The sequence below is a fragment of the Phyllobacterium sp. genome (genome assembly GCF_037994425.1).
Taxonomy (GTDB): domain Bacteria; phylum Pseudomonadota; class Alphaproteobacteria; order Rhizobiales; family Rhizobiaceae; genus Phyllobacterium.
On the sequence record NZ_JBBNAM010000011.1, the window covers coordinates 1 to 18,004 of the forward strand.

General features: G+C 58.8%; 19 protein-coding genes. 9 read left to right on the forward strand and 10 right to left on the reverse strand.

Annotated elements, in window-relative coordinates; translation table 11 throughout:
• From AAAB35_RS00255 to AAAB35_RS00270, 4 genes are all read right to left on the reverse strand, one after another.
• A partial coding sequence (locus tag AAAB35_RS00255; RefSeq protein ID WP_340666250.1) for an ATP-grasp domain-containing protein occupies nucleotides 1–218 on the reverse strand: 218 nt, incomplete at its 3' end.
• 68 nt (nucleotides 219–286) lie between these two features.
• Nucleotides 287–1,249: a malate dehydrogenase gene (gene mdh / locus AAAB35_RS00260; RefSeq protein ID WP_340666251.1), complete on the reverse strand. Its 963-nt coding sequence runs from the start codon at nucleotides 1,247–1,249 to the stop codon at nucleotides 287–289.
• A gap of 302 nt (nucleotides 1,250–1,551) precedes the next feature.
• Nucleotides 1,552–2,739 carry a cell division protein ZapE gene (gene zapE, locus AAAB35_RS00265; protein ID WP_340666252.1) on the reverse strand — a complete coding sequence of 396 codons (1,188 nt, stop codon included), beginning with the start codon at nucleotides 2,737–2,739 and terminating at the stop codon, nucleotides 1,552–1,554.
• Nucleotides 2,740–2,792: 53 nt separating this feature from the next.
• Nucleotides 2,793–3,329, reverse strand: a complete 537-nt coding sequence (locus AAAB35_RS00270; RefSeq protein WP_340666253.1) for a protease inhibitor Inh/omp19 family protein — start codon at nucleotides 3,327–3,329, stop codon at nucleotides 2,793–2,795.
• Nucleotides 3,330–3,686: 357 nt separating this feature from the next.
• Between AAAB35_RS00270 and AAAB35_RS00275 the strand changes: the two genes are divergently transcribed.
• The 6 genes from AAAB35_RS00275 (at nucleotide 3,687) to AAAB35_RS00300 (ending at nucleotide 9,822) form a co-directional block, all read left to right on the forward strand.
• A complete protein-coding gene (locus AAAB35_RS00275) occupies nucleotides 3,687–4,703 on the forward strand; it encodes an NADP-dependent oxidoreductase (RefSeq protein WP_340666254.1) in 1,017 nt (338 codons plus the stop codon).
• Nucleotides 4,704–4,831: 128 nt separating this feature from the next.
• Nucleotides 4,832–5,725, forward strand: a complete 894-nt coding sequence (gene dapF, locus AAAB35_RS00280) for a diaminopimelate epimerase (protein ID WP_340666255.1) — start codon at nucleotides 4,832–4,834, stop codon at nucleotides 5,723–5,725.
• Nucleotides 5,725–7,008 (forward strand): tRNA (N(6)-L-threonylcarbamoyladenosine(37)-C(2))-methylthiotransferase MtaB, encoded by a 1,284-nt coding sequence (gene mtaB, locus AAAB35_RS00285; RefSeq protein WP_340666256.1) that lies wholly within the window; start codon nucleotides 5,725–5,727, stop codon nucleotides 7,006–7,008. Before dapF ends, mtaB begins: the two co-directional genes overlap by 1 nt.
• Before the next feature lie 17 nt (nucleotides 7,009–7,025).
• Nucleotides 7,026–8,612: a signal recognition particle-docking protein FtsY gene (gene ftsY / locus AAAB35_RS00290; RefSeq protein WP_340666257.1), complete on the forward strand. Its 1,587-nt coding sequence runs from the start codon at nucleotides 7,026–7,028 to the stop codon at nucleotides 8,610–8,612.
• Nucleotides 8,612–9,280 (forward strand): septation protein A, encoded by a 669-nt coding sequence (locus AAAB35_RS00295; protein ID WP_340666258.1) that lies wholly within the window; start codon nucleotides 8,612–8,614, stop codon nucleotides 9,278–9,280. Before ftsY ends, AAAB35_RS00295 begins: the two co-directional genes overlap by 1 nt.
• 116 nt (nucleotides 9,281–9,396) lie before the next feature.
• Nucleotides 9,397–9,822, forward strand: a complete 426-nt coding sequence (locus AAAB35_RS00300; protein ID WP_340666259.1) for a hypothetical protein — start codon at nucleotides 9,397–9,399, stop codon at nucleotides 9,820–9,822.
• Between the two features lies 1 nt (nucleotide 9,823).
• On the opposite strand, the gene AAAB35_RS00305 is transcribed toward AAAB35_RS00300, so the two are convergent.
• From AAAB35_RS00305 to ccmA, 5 genes are read right to left on the reverse strand one after another with little or no spacing between them, the layout of a single operon-like run.
• Nucleotides 9,824–10,417, reverse strand: a complete 594-nt coding sequence (locus AAAB35_RS00305; RefSeq protein ID WP_340666260.1) for a DsbE family thiol:disulfide interchange protein — start codon at nucleotides 10,415–10,417, stop codon at nucleotides 9,824–9,826.
• Entirely contained in the window at nucleotides 10,414–10,584 is a 171-nt protein-coding gene (gene ccmD / locus AAAB35_RS00310) for a heme exporter protein CcmD (RefSeq protein WP_340666261.1), read from the reverse strand. Before ccmD ends, AAAB35_RS00305 begins: the two co-directional genes overlap by 4 nt.
• A complete protein-coding gene (locus AAAB35_RS00315) occupies nucleotides 10,581–11,348 on the reverse strand; it encodes a heme ABC transporter permease (protein WP_340666262.1) in 768 nt (255 codons plus the stop codon). Before AAAB35_RS00315 ends, ccmD begins: the two co-directional genes overlap by 4 nt.
• Nucleotides 11,349–11,395: 47 nt before the next feature.
• On the reverse strand, nucleotides 11,396–12,061 hold the full coding sequence (gene ccmB / locus AAAB35_RS00320; protein ID WP_340666263.1) for a heme exporter protein CcmB: 666 nt from the start codon (nucleotides 12,059–12,061) through the stop codon (nucleotides 11,396–11,398).
• Entirely contained in the window at nucleotides 12,061–12,669 is a 609-nt protein-coding gene (ccmA, locus tag AAAB35_RS00325) for a heme ABC exporter ATP-binding protein CcmA (RefSeq protein ID WP_340666264.1), read from the reverse strand. Before ccmA ends, ccmB begins: the two co-directional genes overlap by 1 nt.
• A gap of 288 nt (nucleotides 12,670–12,957) precedes the next feature.
• Here ccmA and acnA point away from each other — a divergent pair, with 288 nt between their 5' ends.
• The 3 genes from acnA (at nucleotide 12,958) to AAAB35_RS00340 (ending at nucleotide 17,367) form a co-directional block, all read left to right on the forward strand.
• Complete coding sequence (gene acnA, locus AAAB35_RS00330) at nucleotides 12,958–15,645, forward strand: aconitate hydratase AcnA (protein WP_340666265.1); 2,688 nt, start codon at nucleotides 12,958–12,960, stop codon at nucleotides 15,643–15,645.
• A gap of 186 nt (nucleotides 15,646–15,831) precedes the next feature.
• On the forward strand, nucleotides 15,832–16,605 hold the full coding sequence (locus AAAB35_RS00335) for a DUF1223 domain-containing protein (RefSeq protein ID WP_340666266.1): 774 nt from the start codon (nucleotides 15,832–15,834) through the stop codon (nucleotides 16,603–16,605).
• Between the two features lie 390 nt (nucleotides 16,606–16,995).
• Nucleotides 16,996–17,367, forward strand: coding sequence for a DUF2794 domain-containing protein (locus AAAB35_RS00340; RefSeq protein ID WP_340666267.1), 372 nt, complete (start codon nucleotides 16,996–16,998; stop codon nucleotides 17,365–17,367).
• A 13-nt stretch (nucleotides 17,368–17,380) separates the two neighbouring features.
• Here AAAB35_RS00340 and AAAB35_RS00345 read toward each other — a convergent pair whose 3' ends face one another.
• Nucleotides 17,381–17,938: an N-acetyltransferase family protein gene (locus AAAB35_RS00345; RefSeq protein ID WP_340666268.1), complete on the reverse strand. Its 558-nt coding sequence runs from the start codon at nucleotides 17,936–17,938 to the stop codon at nucleotides 17,381–17,383.
• Nucleotides 17,939–18,004: the final 66 nt, after the last annotated feature.

Genomic DNA, 18,004 nt, shown 5'->3' on the forward strand with positions numbered 1-18,004 from the left:
GCGAGGCGAACGCCACCCTTCGCGTCCGGGCCAAGTTCCTTGAACTTGCCCTTGCCGCGACCGCCCGCATGAATCTGGCTCTTGACCACATAAAGCGGACCCGGCAGCGTCTTTGCCCATTCTTCCGCCTGTTCGACGGAATAAACGGCAACGCCGTTGGCAATCGGCGCACCAAACGTGTGCAGCAGACGCTTTGCCTGATATTCGTGAATATTCATTTAGCTGTTTCCTCTCGAAAAACCCTCACGCGCAACGGAGGATTGTTTCAGAATTTCCGGGGGCCGGATTATTTGAGGTTCGGAGCGATGCCGATGCAGGCTTCACAGAGCCCTGCAACAGACGCGACGGAATTTTCGAAGGCCTTTTCTTCAGTCTTGTTGAGATCGATCTCGATGACGCGCTCAACGCCGCCTGCACCGATGACGACGGGTACGCCAACATACATGTCCTTGACGCCGTACTGGCCGGAGAGATGGGCCGCGACGGGCAGAACGCGCTTCTTGTCCTTAAGATAAGCTTCAGCCATCTGGACGGCGGACGCTGCGGGGGCGTAGTAGGCCGAGCCGGTCTTGAGAAGGCCGACGATCTCGGCGCCGCCGTCACGCGTGCGCTGCACGATCTGATCGAGCTTTTCCTGGCTGGTCCAGCCCATCTTGACGAGGTCCGGCAGGGGAATCCCGGCAACCGTGGAATAGCGCGTCAGCGGCACCATCGAGTCGCCGTGGCCGCCAAGCACGAACGCCGTAACGTCCTCGACCGAAACCTTGAACTCTTCGGCAAGGAAATAGCGAAAACGGGCGCTGTCGAGAACGCCGGCCATGCCGACAACCATGTTCTTCGGCAGGCCGGAAAACTTCTGCAGTGCCCAGACCATCGCATCAAGCGGATTGGTGATGCAGATGACAAAAGCGCCGGGGGCATACTTCTTGATGCCTGCCCCGACCTGCTCCATGACCTTGAGGTTGATGCCAAGAAGGTCGTCGCGGCTCATGCCCGGCTTGCGCGGCACGCCGGCGGTGACAATGACGACGTTTGCACCTTCAATGGCGGAGTAGTCATTGGCGCCGACAAGTTTGGCGTCGAAATCATCGACGGGCGAAGACTGGGCGATATCCAGTGCCTTGCCCTGGGGCATGCCCTCGGCGATGTCGAAGAGCACGATGTCGCCGAGCTCCTTGAGCCCGATCAGATGTGCAAGCGTTCCACCGATCATGCCTGAACCGATGAGGGCGATTTTGTTACGTGCCATGCTGGTTGCTTCCTTGATCTGAAGTCTTGACGGACGCCTAAGAACATACTTCGATAGTCAAGCCGCCAGACGGCAAACCTATGACAACATGCCCTTGCGTTGGGACGTTCGAATATTCCTCTTTGAAAAATAACTCAACCGAAAATTTTCACCTCAATAAATTCAATCGTTTAGATTTAATGGGATTTACGTAAACGTCAATTTAGTTTGATTTGCTCTGGCAGATGTGCTGGCATTTCTAGCATGTGTAATTTGTCAAATTGATGAAAGGTTTCGACCCAATCTTCTTCTGATTGGCCCGGTCAAATCCCGGCCGATTTGGCCTCCGGACGAGGGCTGGTTGAGCCGGTCGAAGCAATATATTCCTCACTTTGCATTTCGAACAAACGTGAAGCCGTACGATCAAACTCGAAGGCCTCGGTGCCCGTTTTCGCATGGTAGAGCTTGTCAGGTGAAGCGGCGGCGGACATCACCACATGGACCTGATTGCCATACAAGATATCGATGAGAATGATAAAGCGCTTGGCCTCGTTGCGCCTCGGATGGTCGAGGACGGGCACGTCGTCGATGAAGATCGTGCGGTAGCGTTCGACGATGGCCATGTAATCCGCTGCCCCGAGTGGCTTTGAACACAGGTCGGCGAAGCTGAAACGCGCGGCGCCACGCGCGGCGTGCGGTATGGTAACGGCGTGGCCCTTCACTTTAAGACTATCCGGGGCGACAATCGCTCCGTCTGTCGCAGCATGCCAGGCTTCGTCCATTTGTCGCTTCGTCTCCACGCTCAACGGTGACAGGTAGACGGGCAGGTGATTGAGCTTTTCCAGGCGATAATCGGTACGGGCGTCGAGATTAACGACATCGACGTGCGACTTGAGCAGACCAACGAAGGGCAGGAAGAGCTGCCTGTTGAGGCCATCACGATAAAGATTGTCTGGCTCGACATTCGAGGTTGCAACCAGAACGACGCCACGCTCGAACAACGCACGGAACAATCGCGACAGGATCATGGCGTCGGCGATGTCAGTGACAGTGAATTCGTCGAAGCACAAAACCCATGCCTGCTCCGCCAACGCCTCCGCAACAGGCGGAATCGGATCTTCCTGCTTGGTGTCGCCGTTCTTGAGCGCCTGGCGATGCGCGTTGATGCGTTCATGCACATCGGCCATGAAATCGAGGAAATGTGCGCGCCTCTTGCGTTTGGCTGGAACGAGTTGGTGGAACATATCCATCAGCATCGTCTTGCCGCGACCCACCTCGCCGTAGACATAAAGCCCTTTGATGATCTCGCGCCGCGGCGCCTTCCGGCTGAAGAGCCAACCCAGAGCGCTGGATTTGGTCGCGAGCCGCGTCGTGGCAAGCTCATGGATGAGCCGGTCAAAGCGATCTGCCAGCCGTTGCTGTGCCGGGTCGGCTTCGATGTCACCCCCAGACACGAGCGCATCATAGCGCTCGCGGACCGAAGGAAAGACTTTCAGATTGTCGTGCGACATGCGCGGTGCAGTCTCCGGGCGCGCCGTTCAAGTGTCCAGCGCACCGTACTCGTTTATCGCGACAGGCGCAGCGCCTGCCCACCGGATGTCTGGCCATCAAAGCTCGACTGGCCCGAGGAATAAAGCTTGGCGACTGTACCGCCGGCTGCATCATAAAGCGTCAGCTGCTTGCCGCTAACGGCCCACGACGAAAGGTTGGCAAGTTCGCCCGGGCACCGCAGCGGACCGGCCCGGTACCCCTGCCCGAACTTGGTCTGCGGCGTCGCAATCTTGCAGCTCTGGCCACCCATGGAAGCGTTCCAGACGCCGGCGACGCTGCCTGCGGTCAGATCCGGCGCGTTTTCGGGCGGCACGGCGGCCACCTGGGTGTTTCCTTGCGCACCGGTTGCAGGCGTCCCCGTCGTCGGCGCGGTCGGAAATTGGTTTGCACCTCCGGGCGGCGGCAACTGGCTCTGGCTAACAGTGCCCGACGGCGCGGGTTGGAGTGGTGCGGGGCCCGGCGACACGTTGTCAAGCCGCGAACTCTGGCATCCTGCCAGTACCATGCCCACAGCGGCAACGGTAAGCAAATTGACTTTCAAAGACCCCATAACCTCAACTCTCCATCTGCGCATTCGAACTCTGGAATACGTCTTCATTTGGCATTGTTACCCGCGATACAAAGGTGATCGCGGTGAAATTTCAACCCGCACATTCAAAAAACCGCCGCGTTTGAAGCCAATTCGCCGGCAAGAAACCGCAAAAATCGTTGGAAATGACAATATCGCCACACCTTGAACGCGTAGATGCTCCGAAGGAAGTTCGGCGCAATTAACCAATTCAACCATTTCAAGGTGAACAAAGTCTTATGGCGGCAATCCTCCGTGACCTACTTGCGTCCACGTCCAACGATTGCGGAGTTCGAGGCACGGGCGCTAGTTTAGGGTTTTCCAAGTATGGAGCCAATCATGTCAGAAGTGCGCAACACCCGTATCGTTCTTGCGTCGCGTCCCCAAGGAACCGTGACGGCGGAGAACTTTCGCATTGAGGCCCTGGCAATACCTCGTCCGGGCACGGGCGAGGTATTGCTGAAGATTCTTTTCCTTTCGCTTGATCCTTATATGCGGGGCCGCATGGACGACGCGAAATCCTACGCCGCGCCGGTCGAGATCGACGCTGTGATGGAGGGTGGAACGGTCGCCGAAGTCATCGCCAGCAACAATCCGGATTTCGCTGTTGGCGACACTGTGCTTTCGCATTCGGGATGGCAAAGCCATGCACTTTCCGATGGCGGAGGACTTTTGAAGCTCGACCCAGCGCTCGCGCCGGTCTCGACCGCGCTCGGCATACTCGGCATGCCCGGGCTCACCGCCTATACGGGCCTCCTGACTATCGGTCGTCCGCAACCCGGCGAGACAGTGGTCGTTGCCGCAGCAAGCGGTCCGGTTGGCTCAGCGGTCGGCCAGATCGCCAGGATCAAGGGGGCGCGCGCCGTCGGCATCGCAGGGGGAGCGGAAAAATGTGCATTCGTGAAGGATGTCTTGGGATTTGATGCAGCAATCGATCACCGTGCGCCCGATTTTCCTGAGCAGTTGCAGCGCGCTTGTCCGAATGGGGTCGACGTCTACTTCGAAAATGTCGGCGGCCCGGTTTGGGACGCGGTCTTTCCATTGCTCAACACGTTCGCGCGCGTGCCCGTCTGCGGCCTGATCTCGCAATACAACGGTGCGACTTCGTCGCAAACGGACCGGTTGCCGCGGCTGATGCGCAGCATCCTCGTGAAAAGCCTGACAATCCGTGGTTTTATCTACCGGGAATTTGCCGATCAGCGTCCGGCCTTCCTGAGGGAAATGTCCGAATGGCTGCGCACCGGCAAGGTCAGATATCGTGAAGACATCGTCGACGGTCTCGCCAACGCGCCGGAAGCTTTCATGGGTCTCCTCAAGGGCCGCAATTTCGGCAAGCTCCTCGTGCGCGTGTCGTGAACAAATCGAGCAACACCGCATTCATCGCCGCGACACCTTTGATTTTTGCCGGCACTGGCAATTTTCCACCAATTCCGCCATATAGGCCCTCTATGAATGGCAAGTGACGGCACTAGGCAAAGAACGGCATGGCAAGACAGGCGCAATTTGCGAAAATGAACGGCCTCGGTAACGAAATCATCGTTGCCGATATGCGCGGCCGTGCCGATCGTATTTCGCCGCAAGCCGCTATCGCTCTTGATCGCGACGCAGCGACAAAGTTCGACCAGATCATGGCCATTCACAGCCCGCGAACAAGCGGTACGGAGGCCTATATCGAGATCATCAATTCCGACGGCAGTCAGGCGCAGGCCTGCGGCAATGGCATGCGCTGCGTCGTGCAGGCGTTGAGTGCCGAAACCGGGCGGCGCGAGTTCACCTTCGAGACCATCGCCGGAATCCTCACCGCGCAGGAGCACCCCGACGGTCTGATATCGGTCGACATGGGAACGCCCCGCTTTGACTGGCGAGACATTCCTCTTTCCGAACCGTTCCATGATACGCGCCGGATTGAACTCCAGATCGGGCCCATCGACGCGCCCGTGTTGCATTCGCCCTCCGTCGCAAGCATGGGCAATCCGCACGCGATCTTCTGGGTCGATCAGGACGTCTGGACCTATGAGCTCGAGCGCTTCGGGCCGCTTCTCGAGAACCATCCGATCTTTCCGGAACGGGCCAATATTTCCGTTGCCCATGTCACCAGCCGCACTGCCATGACACTGCGCACATGGGAACGTGGAGCGGGACTCACGCGCGCCTGCGGTTCGGCCGCCTGCGCCGCTGCGGTCTCCGCCGCAAGGACCGGCCGGACAGAACGTACCGTTACCGTTACGGTCCCCGGCGGCCCGTTGTTGATCGAATGGCTCGACAACGATCACGTCATCATGACAGGACCGGTCGAATGGGAATTTGCGGGCAGCCTCGACCCTGAAACAGGCGCATGGCAGCGCGAGAAACCGTCGCCATCTCAGGGAGCCGCCTGATGGCTGTCGACGTCGTTACGTTCGGCTGCCGGCTCAACACCTACGAGTCGGAAGTGATGAAGCGCGAAGCCGATGCAGCCGGCCTCGGTGCGCTTGAAAATGGCGCCATCATTTTCAATACCTGCGCCGTTACCAGCGAAGCGGTGCGGCAGGCGCGGCAAGCCATCCGCAAGGCGCGCCGCGACAATCCCGATGCAAGGATCATCGTCACCGGCTGTGCCGCGCAGACGGAGGCCGCCGAATTCGCAGCGATGAGCGAGGTCGACCTCATTCTCGGCAATGAGGAAAAACTCAAGTCCAATTCCTACCGGATGTTGCCGGATTTCGGAGTGAACCAGTTCGAGAAAGTGCGCGTTAACGACATCATGGAGGTACGGGAGACCGCATCACACATGGTCGACGCAATCGAAGGCCGTGCCCGTGCCTTCGTGCAGGTCCAGAACGGCTGCGACCACCGCTGCACCTTCTGCATCATCCCCTACGGTCGCGGCAACTCCCGTTCGGTGCCGATGGGCGGCGTCGTCGAACAAGTGAAGCGGCTCGTCGGAAACGGATATGCCGAGGTTGTGCTGACAGGCGTCGACATGACGAGCTACGGTCCCGACCTGCCGGGCAACCTACGCCTCGGCAAGTTGGTCAAGACCGTTTTGAAATCGGTGCCGGATCTCGAGCGGCTGCGCCTTTCGTCCATTGACTCGATCGAAGCCGATGACGACCTAATGGAGGTGCTTGCTACAGAGCCGCGGCTGATGCCGCATTTGCATTTGTCGTTGCAATCCGGCGACAACATGGTCCTGAAGCGCATGAAGCGCCGTCATGCCCGCGAGAATTCGATCGAATTCTGCGCCGAGGTCCGCAAGTTGCGTCGCGACATTGTCTTCGGCGCCGATATCATAGCCGGTTTTCCAACCGAAACGGATGACATGTTCGAAAATTCGATCCGGATTGTCGAAGAATGCGGCCTGACGAATCTCCACGTCTTTCCATTCAGCCCGCGCAAGGGAACCCCGGCCGCCCGCATGCCTCAAGTCGATCGCCAGATCGTCAAGGCACGTGCCGCCCGACTGCGTGCCGCCGGCGATGCCGCCTATCGACGGCACCTTGAGACTCTCGTTGGGACGACGCAGAAAATACTTATCGAACGCGACGGGATCGGACGTACCGAAGGCTTTACCCTTGTAGGCGTAGCGGGCGGCGATGCCGGACAAATCATCGAGCGCACCATCACCGCACATGACGGTAACAAGCTGCTGGCCACCCATCAAGACCGGCGCGCAGCATAACGGGCAAAGCAGCATTCATGGCTCTGGGTTTTATCAAGAAGATTTTTTCCTTCGGCAAGAAGGAGGTCGAAGAGGTTCCGGCCGAAGAACGGCAAATCGCGTACGAGGCTCCCGAAAGCCTCGAGGCGCCTGCGGAAGCGAGGGCTGCACCAGAACAACCTTTAGACGAAGTGGTGGAAGAGGCAGCCGCTTTGCCCACCGAAGCGCTCGGTGCGATTGAAGTTGAGTCGCCCGTTGCGGACGAACTTCTGTCCGAACCGGAGATCCTGCCCGAACCTGAACCTGAAATCCTGCCGGAAATTCCCGCTGTCGTGGTGGAGCAGGTCGAGGTCGTCGCAACAGAAGCGATCGAACCCGCCGCCTCCGAAACGCTGGTTGTTCCCCAATCTTTCGAAGCCCCGGTCGAGCCCGAACCTGTTCCCGTGCCAGCAGAACCTGAGGCGGCGCCTGCGGAGGCCGAGGCCCCTGTCGAAGTCGTGGCCGACCTGATTCCCGGCCCGATGGATGACGCGGACATCGAACCCGTCGAAATCCCGGCGCCTGAAGCGCCGACGGCAGACATCGAACCTGAAGTACTGAGCGAAGCTCCTCTACCCGTCGCCAAGCCTTCGACGACCAAGGTGACAGTCAGCAAGGCGGTCGAGGAAAAGAAGCTCGACGAACCCCTCCCCACTGAACCGGCGAAGCGGGTTTCCTGGTTCGAGCGCCTGCGCAAGGGATTGTCGCGCTCGTCGCTGCAGCTTGGCGATTCGATCGGCGGCATCTTTACCAAGCGCAAGCTCGATGAAGACACACTCCAGGACCTCGAGGACGTTCTCATCCAGGCGGATCTCGGCATGGAGACCGCCATTCGCGTCACCGATGCCTTGAGCGCGACGCGCTATGGCAAGGACATCAGCACCGACGAGGTGCGTGCCATCATGGCGTCGGAAATCGAAAAGGTGCTAGGCCCGGTCGCCCAACCACTGGAGCTCGATCTTTCGCACAAACCGCATGTCATCCTCGTGGTCGGCGTCAACGGCACTGGCAAGACCACGACGATCGGCAAGCTTGCTGCCAAGCTGACGGCGGGCGGATTGAGCGTCATGCTGGCTGCTGGGGATACGTTCCGCGCCGCTGCCATCGAACAGCTGCATATCTGGGGCAAGCGCACAGGCGCGCCCGTCGTCTCGTCCAAGCTCGGCGCAGATGCTGCGGGTCTCGCCTTCGACGCCTGGAAGCAGGCCAAGGAAGCTGGAAGCGACGTCCTCATCATCGATACCGCAGGCCGGCTGCAAAATCGGGCGGAACTGATGGAAGAACTTGCGAAGATCGTTCGTGTCCTCGGCAAAAATGATCCCGAGGCACCGCATACCGTCTTGCAGACGCTCGATGCAACCACGGGCCAGAACGCCCTCAACCAGGTCGAAATCTTCAAGAATATTGCCGGCGTGAACGGCCTAGTCATGACCAAGCTTGACGGCACCGCTCGCGGTGGCATTCTTGTCGCCATCTCGGCCAAACACAAATTGCCTGTCTATTTCATTGGCGTCGGCGAACAGGTCGATGACCTTGAGCCCTTCGCCGCCAGAGATTTCGCCAAAGCCATCGCGGGAGTCGCATAATGGAACAATCTGTATTCGAGCGCGACCCGGCGGATCCGGCACACAAGGAGGTCAATCCCTTCCTGAAACTGGCGCTGGAGCTCGGACCATTAATGGTCTTCTTCTTCGCAAATTCTCGGGGCGAGTGGCTGGCCGAACGTTTTCCGTTCCTTGCCAATATCGGCGGGCCCATCTTCGTTGCAACGGCTTTGTTCATGGTTGCAACGGCGGTGGCGCTCGGCACATCCTGGCTGCTCTTGCGCAGCCTGCCGATCATGCCGCTCGTTTCGGGAATTGTCGTCTTTGTCTTCGGCGCCTTGACGTTGTGGCTGCATAACGAGACCTTCATCAAGATCAAGCCGACGATCATCAACACACTGTTCGGCGTGATCCTGCTAGGCGGACTCTTCTTCGGCAAATCCCTGCTCGGCTATGTCTTTGACAGCGCCTTTCGGCTGAACGCCGAAGGTTGGCGTAAGCTCACCATGCGCTGGGGCATATTCTTTTTGTTCCTCGCCGTGTTGAACGAAGTGATTTGGCGCAGCTTCTCGACGGACTTCTGGGTCGCCTTCAAGGTTTGGGGCACCATGCCCCTTACCCTGTTATTCACGTTTGCCCAGATGCCACTTGTGATGAAGTATTCCATCGAACACCCGGCCGCCGAAAAGGCCGGGGACAAGGGCAAATAGTTTTCGCCACAATCCTGCGGGAAACGGTCATAACCTTCGCCTGATCGCGACGAAATCCCGCCGCGATGCGCGCTCAAGAATTGCGGCCACGCAACCAATTCTCGAAAGCGCACGCCATGAAAACGGCACTCATCGTGATGACCCTTCTGGGTTGCGACTGCGATGCGAAGATTTGCGAATATATCAAGACCACGGATGCCGGCTGGACAACGGTGGAGAGCTGCCGGGCGGATCTGGAGAAGCAGATACGCCAGAACACCGATGTCGATTATCCATTGATTACAGCCACTTGCACGGCAAAATCCGTGCCCGGCGTGGCGGTCGCAAAAGCCTTTACTGCGCCCGCGCCCGCTCCCGACCGCCCCATCGAAACGATTGCGCTCGGGACCCCCGTAGATGCGCCGGTTGCGGTAGCTGCGAAAACCAGTTTCGGCTATCGGATGATTACCCTACCCCTGACCCATGCCTATGACAAAACGGCAACCGCGGCGACCCGCGCGGCCGCGTGGGTCAGGCGCTACGCCTCGCTGGATAGCTACTAATTTACTTTAGCGCGGCCTCTATGGCAGGCATGAGATCATCACGGATCGAAGCTTCGGTCAGCGGTCCGACGTGCTTGTAGGCCACGATACCATCGCGGCCGACAAGAAACGTTTCGGGCACGCCGTAGACGCCCCATTCGATCGCGGCTCGGCCGTTCGTATCGGCGCCAACCATTGCGTAAGGATTTCCGAGATCATTGAGAAATCCGAGCGCGTTCTCGGTTTTGTCCTTGTAATTGAGCCCTGCCAGTCGGAACCGCTTGTCTTGCGCCAATTGCATTAGGAGCGGATGTTCCACTCGGCATGGCACACACCAGGAACCAAAGACATTCAGGAGTGTCACCTCACCCTTGAAGCTCGCCGGATCGAGACCTGCGACCGGCTGTCCATTCTTCCGCAGACCATTGATCGCCGGCAACGACAGTGTCGGCGCCGGTTTACCGATCAGGGCCGAAGGAATGACGGATTCGTCACGCCCGGACGCCAATTGAAAGGCGAAAATCGCTGCAAGACCAATGAAAACGGCAAGCGGCAAGAAGACGAAAAGCGAATTGCGCTTTGCCGGCGGCTTTTCCAACCGCTCCTGACCGCTCACGATTGGGCACCTTTGGAATCCGAGCGACGGCGCACGCCACGCGATTCCAATTCCTGCAATGCCCGGTTTTGCAGACGCTGATCTATCAAAATCCAGCAGATCAATACGGCAAGGGCAATCAAGGATACGCCATAAGCGGCAATGATGAATCCGGCATGATTGCTCATTGGCTCGGCCTCCGATCAGCGTTGCGTGCCGCGACACGGCGCATGGAGACGATACGGCGACGCCGGATCTCATTGCGCATCGCCATCATGTGCAGCGTGAAAAACAGAAGGGTAAATCCGATCGCCATGACGAGAAGCGGCCGAAGCAGCGACCCGTCAATTGTTGACCCGCCCATGCGCAGCACCGACGCCGGCTGGTGCAGCGTGTTCCACCAATCGACGGAAAACTTGATAATCGGGATGTTGATGAATCCAACCAGCGTGAGGATCGCCGTCGCCTTTGCTGATTTGGCCGGATCATCCATGGCGCGGGTAAGCGCGATGATGCCAAGATACATCAGGAAGAGCACGAAGACCGAGGTCAGCCGTGCGTCCCAGACCCACCACGTCCCCCACATGGGTTTACCCCAAAGTGAACCGGTGATGAGCGCAAGAGCCGTGAAGACGGCGCCGATGGGCGCTGCGGCCCTGGCTGAGACGTCCGCCAACGGGTGGCGCCAGACCAAGGTCCCGAGCGCAGCAATCGTCATGATCGAATAGCACATCATCGACAGCCAGGCGAAAGGCACGTGGATGAACATGATCTTGACGGTCGCACCCTGCTGATAATCGTCAGGGGCCTGCATCGACATCCAGAGTCCGATCGCCAGCACGATCAGCGTCAGCGCGCCGAGCCATGGCAGGATGATCCCGGCGAAGCTCAGGAACCGCGTGGGATTTGCCCAGTCGATCCAACGTCCGGTCTTTGAAACAGTCTCACTCATCCTCGTCTCATAGCTTTCCGGTGCCCGTTGCGCAATTCACCTCTCTGTCAGTCCGCTGACGATTTTAGCGCCGCTGCTGCAGCAACCGGCCCCAACACTGCAAAAAACAGCGTAATCGCAGCAAGAATAAGGAAAGGTGCCAGAAACGGTGCGGGATCTTCAACTGCGCCATAGGACGCAGAGACGCCGAATATGAGGACGGGGACGGTCAGCGGCAGGACGATGACGGACACGAGAAGCCCGCCGCGCGGCAAGGACACTGCCACTGCAGCTCCGACCGCGCCAATCAAGGTTATCGCCGGTGTGCCAACAAGGAGCGTGAGGCTCGTTGCGCCGATGGCCGCGGGCTCCATGTTCATGAACAGGCCAAGGAGCGGAGAGGCGATGACCAGCGGCAGCACGCTGACTGTCCAGTGGGCAAGGCATTTGACCAGCACCGTCAGCGCCAAAAGGTGCCGTTCCGACGCCATGATCAGGAGGTCAAGCGACCCGTCGTCCCGGTCGGCCTGGAACAGGCGGTCAAGACCGAGCAAGGTCGCAAGCAAAGCTCCGATCCACAACATCGCGGCGCCGATGCGGGCGAGCAGTTTGAGGTCGGGCCCCACGCCGAACGGAACAACAGCAATGACCGCCAGGAAGAAAAGCACGCCTACGAGAACACCAGCTCCTGAACGGAGGCCGAGCCGGACTTCGCGAACGAAAAGCGCCCCCATCAGGCGGCCGCTCCCAGCCGAAGTTCGCCGGCGACTTCAAGGCCAAGCGGAAGATGTGTTGCGGCGATGACGATGCCGCCATTGCCGAGGTGTTCCTGCATCAAACCAGCAAACTGCAGCTCTGACGCCTTGTCCAAACCTGCTGTCGGCTCGTCCAGCAGCCATAACGGACGATCGCTGATCAGAAGCCGGGCAATGCTGGCGCGGCGCTTCTGTCCCGTCGAGAGGTAGCCGAAAGGCAAATGCGCGATGTCGCCAAGCCCGACCCGATCGAGCGCCGTGGTGACCGAGCGTTTCCCCGCGCCACTGAACGAGCGCCAGAACTGCAGATTTTCTTCGACGCTGAGCACAGCCTTCATGGCGTTGAGATGGCCAAGATAGTGGGCAAGCGGCGCTACGTCTTTCGAGGCCTTGGATCCCTCAACCACGGTCAAGGTGCCGGCAGCACTTGGAAGAAGCCCGGCGATGATTCGCAAGAGGGTCGATTTTCCCGCCCCGTTCGGACCCGTCACCAACAGCGCTTCACCGGCCCCGGCGGTAAACTCCAGATCAGAAAACAACGGTTCCCCGCCACGCTCCCCAGCCAGTTTCTCGGCAACTAACCGCATGTTTTGCCCGCTCTCGTCTATCCCCGACTGCCCCGTGATCATTTCGACGCAGCATGCATTTTTGACTAATGTCGGTCTGGCACAGATCGGCGAAAAACTCTATATAGGCCTCAACCATGCCAGCGGTCGGTGTGGAAACAATTTTTGGCCGATCTCGGATGCAGGACCAGTTATGGACCAGTGTCGGGACGGACAGCGGAAATGACTGCACCCGCACCTTAGCGCGTCCTTGAAACGCGGCAAAGGCGTTCGTCCCGGGTTAGGCCGCAGCATAAGGACGAACGGAGAATGTCTCAGATTGACAGTTTCAAATCCCGTAAGACCCTCGACGTAGTGGGCAAGGAATATGTCTATTACAGCCTGACCGAAGCGGAAAAGAATGGTTTGGAAGGCATTTCCAAGCTGCCATTTTCCATGAAGGTGCTTCTCGAAAACCTGCTTCGCTTTGAAGACAACCGCTCGGTTTTCAAGAAAGACATTGAAAACATCGCCAAGTGGCTTGTCGACCGCGGCAGCGCTGGCGCCGAGATCGCGTACCGACCGGCGCGCGTTCTGATGCAGGATTTCACCGGCGTTCCGGCGGTCGTGGACCTTGCGGCGATGCGTGACGCCATGGTCAATCTCGGGGGCGACCCTGAAAAGATCAATCCGCTTGTCCCGGTAGACCTCGTCATCGACCACTCGGTCATCGTCGATGAGTTCGGCAACCCGCAGGCGTTCAAGCGCAATGTCGATCTCGAATATGAGCGCAACGGCGAGCGCTACCGCTTCCTCAAGTGGGGCCAGCAGGCGTTCAAGAACTTCCGCGTTGTTCCGCCCGGCACCGGTATCTGCCATCAGGTCAATCTCGAATATCTGGCACAAGCGGTCTGGACGAAGGAAGAGGCCGGTGTAACGCTGGCCTATCCGGACACCTGCGTTGGCACCGACTCGCACACGACGATGGTCAATGGCCTCGGCGTGCTCGGCTGGGGCGTCGGCGGTATCGAGGCCGAGGCGTCAATGCTCGGCCAGCCGGTCTCCATGCTTCTGCCGGAAGTCATTGGTTTCCGCTTGACCGGTAAGGTCAAGGAAGGCGTTACCGCAACCGATCTGGTTCTCACCGTCGTCCAAATGCTGCGGAAGAAGGGCGTCGTCGGCAAGTTCGTCGAATTCTTTGGCCCTGGCCTCGAGAGCATGACGCTGGCCGATCGCGCCACCATCGGCAATATGGGTCCGGAATACGGCGCGACCTGCGGCTTCTTCCCGATCGACCGCGAAACCATCAACTACATGCACATGTCGGGCCGCGACGAAGAGCGCCTTGCTTTGGTCGAAGCCTATTCGAAGGCGCAAGGCATGTGGCGCGAAGCCGATTCGCCGGATCCGGTATTCACGGACACGCTAGAACTCGACCTCGGCACCGTCGTGCCCTCCATGGCCGGACCGAAGCGTCCGGAAGGCCGCATTGCCCTAGAGGGCATCGCTTCCGGCTTCCATGAGTCACTGCAAAAGGAATATAAGAAGACGACGCAGCTCGACACCCGCTATGCGGTGGAGGGCGAAGACTATGATCTCGGACACGGCGACGTTGCCATTGCTGCGATCACTTCCTGCACCAACACGTCGAATCCGAGCGTGCTGATCGCCGCCGGCCTCCTCGCGCGCAATGCCGTCGCCAAGGGCCTGAAGTCGAAGCCCTGGGTCAAGACATCGCTTGCGCCGGGTTCGCAAGTGGTTGCCGCCTATCTCGAGAATGCCGGCCTGCAGAAGGAACTGGACAAGCTCGGCTTCAACCTCGTCGGCTTCGGCTGCACCACCTGCATCGGCAATTCCGGTCCGCTCCCGGCGCCGATATCGAAGACGATCAACGACAAGGGCCTGATTGCCGCCGCCGTCCTTTCCGGCAATCGCAACTTCGAAGGCCGCGTATCGCCGGACGTTCAGGCAAACTATCTCGCCTCGCCACCGCTTGTCGTCGCCTATGCGCTTGCCGGTACGGTGACGAGGGACCTGACCACGGAGCCGCTCGGCGAAGACCAGAACGGCAACCCGGTATTCCTCAAGGATATCTGGCCATCCTCGCACGAGATCCAGGAGTTCATTGTCAAGAACGTGACGCGCGCCTTGTTCGCATCGAAATATGCGGATGTCTTCAAGGGGGACGAGAACTGGCAGGCCGTGCAGGCGCCGGCGGGCCAGACATACGCATGGGACGACCAGTCGACCTATGTGCAGAACCCGCCCTACTTTGTCGGCATGGGCAAGACGCCCGGCAAGGTCAACGATATCAAGGGTGCTCGCGTGCTTGGGCTCTTCGGCGACAAGATCACCACTGACCACATTTCGCCGGCCGGTTCGATCAAGGCGGCGTCGCCCGCTGGCAAGTATCTCACGGACCACGGCGTCGCTCCGCTGGACTTTAACCAGTATGGCACGCGTCGCGGCAACCATGAGGTGATGATGCGCGGCACGTTCGCCAATATCCGCATCAGGAACCACATGCTCGGCGAGAATGGCCGTGAAGGCGGCTACACGATCCATTACCCCTCCAAGGAGGAAATGCCGATCTATGACGCAGCAATGCAGTATCGCGCCGAGAATGTGCCGCTGGTGATCTTTGCGGGCGTCGAATACGGCAATGGCTCGTCACGCGACTGGGCCGCCAAGGGCACCAGTCTGCTTGGCGTGCGCGCCGTGATCGCCCAATCGTTCGAGCGTATCCATCGCTCGAACCTTGTCGGCATGGGTATCGTTCCGTTCGTTCTCGAAGAGGGCACGAGCTGGCAGTCGCTCGGCCTGAAGGGCGATGAAATCGTCTCGATCGACGGGCTTGCCACGATCCAGCCGCGCCAGAAGACGTTCGCCACGGTCGCCTATGCCGATGGTAGCGTCAAGCAGGTGCCGCTGATCTGCCGCATCGATACGATCGACGAGCTCGAATATCTGAAGAACGGTGGCATCCTGCAGTATGTTCTGCGTGATCTCGCCGCCTGATCGATCAGGAATGTCGAAATTCGGAAGGCCGCCGAGCGATCGGCGGCCTTTTGATTGTTGTGAGCCAAATCGTGATCGAATTCACCTCAAAGTGACTTCCCCTTGAAAACGGCGGCTCCTATCAATCTTCTCGCAATCCTTTTATCCGACAACAATCCCACTCGAATTGGGAAGAGAATTGAACTCGTGTATCTGCGCAAGCTTTCCAGACGCTTCCTGATTGGCGCACCGCTCGTTGCTGCGGCCGCCTACGTATTTCCAGTCTGTGCGGAGGATGCGGCCAAAACGCCTGAAGCTGTGGTCGAGCTTTACACATCGCAGGGCTGCGGTTCCTGTCCTCCGGCCGACGCCATTCTGAAGGAACTTGTTTCGGAAGGTAAGGTTGTCGCACTCGCTTTCCACGTCGACTATTGGGACTATCGCGGATGGATCGATACGCTCGCGCTGCCGGAAAATACCGAGCGTCAGAATGCCTACCGTGTCGCGCTGGGCCTCAACGGCGTGTACACGCCCCAGGTCATTATCAACGGCCGCGTGCACGTTAACGGTCAGGACGGCCAGAAGATTCGCCGCCGCATCGCGGAGATGCGCAGTACGCCATCGGGCCTTACAATTCCAGTTACTATCGCAAGGACCACACCCGACCGTCTCGTCATCGATATCGGCTCAGGGCCGGTGACGACCAACCCCGTCCGCGTTCTCCTTGCCTATTACAATCGGGAATCGATCGTCGCGATCCCGGATGGTGAGAACATCGGGCGCAAGGTCAGCTATGCCAACAGCGTACGGGCGATGGAGACCGTCGGCATGTGGGATGGCAAGGCGCAGAAGATCGAAATACCAATCAGCGAGATTGCAAGCAAGAAGTCGACCGGCTGTGCGGTCCTGCTGCAGGAAATGCTCGGCGAGGGCAAGCCCGGGCCGATCATCGGTGCCTCAATCATGGCAGCCAAGCAATAGGGCAAAGGCCCTCCAAAAACAAAAACAGGCCGGATAAATCCGGCCTGAGATATTGGGGCATGTTGCCTTTCAGGGAGACTGGTGGTTCGGCCCAAACAACCCGTTGGGCGGGGGGCTTGGGGTATCGGACTGTCAAGACCGAACCGTCTCAGACAACATGCAAGCGATGTTGGGTTTGGAATCGGGCGGGAATGCGAACACAAAATGGCGAGAATGTGTCCAATAATCACCATTGGAGACAATGCGTATTGGTTCGTGAGATGGTCGCAAAAGCGGTTCCTAACTCACTCAGGTCGCGCTCCTTCGATCATTCCGGACTTGTAAATCCGCGCAGAAAAGGTCACCCTTGTGTCATCCAGGTGTCACACGGCATACAAAGGCGGATGATTGATGGACAGCAGTGCAGGTGGCGACGAAGCGCAGCAGCAGGCAACCCTAATCCCCCTCTTACGCGGTAGCGAGTTGCCAGTAACCTTCAACCGGCGAGAGCTTGATCAAATCCTTCGAATCTACGGTTTCATGGTTTCTGCGGGTGAATGGCGCGATTACGCCATTGACCACATGGTGGATCGGGCGGTGTTTTCGATCTTCCGCAGGACCAGCGAGGTTCCGATGTTTCGCGTCGAAAAGAACCCAAAACTGGCGCGCAAGCAGGGTGCCTATAGCGTCATCGCTGCAAGTGGCCTTATCCTCAAGCGTGGCCACGAGCTTGACCGTGTTTTGAGGGTCTTCGACAAAGGCTTGAGCCTCGTGCGAGGTTAAAAGCCTTCCTATTTTAGAACGTATCGCCTCTCAACGGCGGTTTTTCGGGCAGCGTTGCTGCGCCTCCGTTCATCTCCAACTGCATCAGGACCGTATCAAGCCAGCGTCCATGCTTGAAGCCTGAAGCCCTGATGGTTCCAGAATGGCTGAAGCCCGCGCTGGTGTGAAGACGCACGGACGCGGAATCATCGTGACCGTCGCCGATGACTGCAATGAACTGACGGAATCCAAGTGCTGTGCAGTCCTTGATCAGTTGGCCAAGCAGGCGTTTGCCCAAGCCCCTTCCCTTGGCTTCCGGCGCAATATAGATCGAATCTTCCACCGACCACCAATAGGCTGGACGCGAACGAAAATAGCTCGCATAGGCGTAGCCGATGACAGCTCCGTCAAGCTCAGCGACAATGTAAGGAAACCCGTCGGTGGTTATCGCATGAAACCGCCGAGTCATTTCCGCCTGATCGGGCGGATCGATCTCATAGGTTGCAGTGCCGTGAAGAACGGCGTCGCGGTAGATTTCGGTAATGGTCGTAAGGTCGGCTGGCTGCGCCGGGCGAATGTGGATATCTGGCATTTGCTTTCACGGGGAGAAGATGATCTTGCCGTTTCATGCACGTCTTTGCACCGAAATTAAAGAGGA

Bases quoted from the DNA above. Each gene is read 5' to 3' on its own strand.
- mdh (WP_340666251.1), bottom strand. From the start codon at position 1,249: ATGGCACGTAACAAAATCGCCCTCATCGGTTCAGGCATGATCGGTGGA.
- zapE (WP_340666252.1), bottom strand. From the start codon at position 2,739: ATGTCGCACGACAATCTGAAAGTCTTTCCTTCGGTCCGCGAGCGCTAT.
- AAAB35_RS00270 (WP_340666253.1), bottom strand. From the start codon at position 3,329: ATGGGGTCTTTGAAAGTCAATTTGCTTACCGTTGCCGCTGTGGGCATG.
- AAAB35_RS00275 (WP_340666254.1), top strand. From the start codon at position 3,687: ATGTCAGAAGTGCGCAACACCCGTATCGTTCTTGCGTCGCGTCCCCAA.
- dapF (WP_340666255.1), top strand. From the start codon at position 4,832: ATGGCAAGACAGGCGCAATTTGCGAAAATGAACGGCCTCGGTAACGAA.
- mtaB (WP_340666256.1), top strand. From the start codon at position 5,725: ATGGCTGTCGACGTCGTTACGTTCGGCTGCCGGCTCAACACCTACGAG.
- ftsY (WP_340666257.1), top strand. From the start codon at position 7,026: ATGGCTCTGGGTTTTATCAAGAAGATTTTTTCCTTCGGCAAGAAGGAG.
- AAAB35_RS00295 (WP_340666258.1), top strand. From the start codon at position 8,612: ATGGAACAATCTGTATTCGAGCGCGACCCGGCGGATCCGGCACACAAG.
- AAAB35_RS00300 (WP_340666259.1), top strand. From the start codon at position 9,397: ATGAAAACGGCACTCATCGTGATGACCCTTCTGGGTTGCGACTGCGAT.
- ccmD (WP_340666261.1), bottom strand. From the start codon at position 10,584: ATGAGCAATCATGCCGGATTCATCATTGCCGCTTATGGCGTATCCTTG.
- AAAB35_RS00315 (WP_340666262.1), bottom strand. From the start codon at position 11,348: ATGAGTGAGACTGTTTCAAAGACCGGACGTTGGATCGACTGGGCAAAT.
- ccmB (WP_340666263.1), bottom strand. From the start codon at position 12,061: ATGGGGGCGCTTTTCGTTCGCGAAGTCCGGCTCGGCCTCCGTTCAGGA.
- ccmA (WP_340666264.1), bottom strand. From the start codon at position 12,669: ATGCGGTTAGTTGCCGAGAAACTGGCTGGGGAGCGTGGCGGGGAACCG.
- acnA (WP_340666265.1), top strand. From the start codon at position 12,958: ATGTCTCAGATTGACAGTTTCAAATCCCGTAAGACCCTCGACGTAGTG.
- AAAB35_RS00340 (WP_340666267.1), top strand. From the start codon at position 16,996: ATGGACAGCAGTGCAGGTGGCGACGAAGCGCAGCAGCAGGCAACCCTA.
- AAAB35_RS00345 (WP_340666268.1), bottom strand. From the start codon at position 17,938: ATGCCAGATATCCACATTCGCCCGGCGCAGCCAGCCGACCTTACGACC.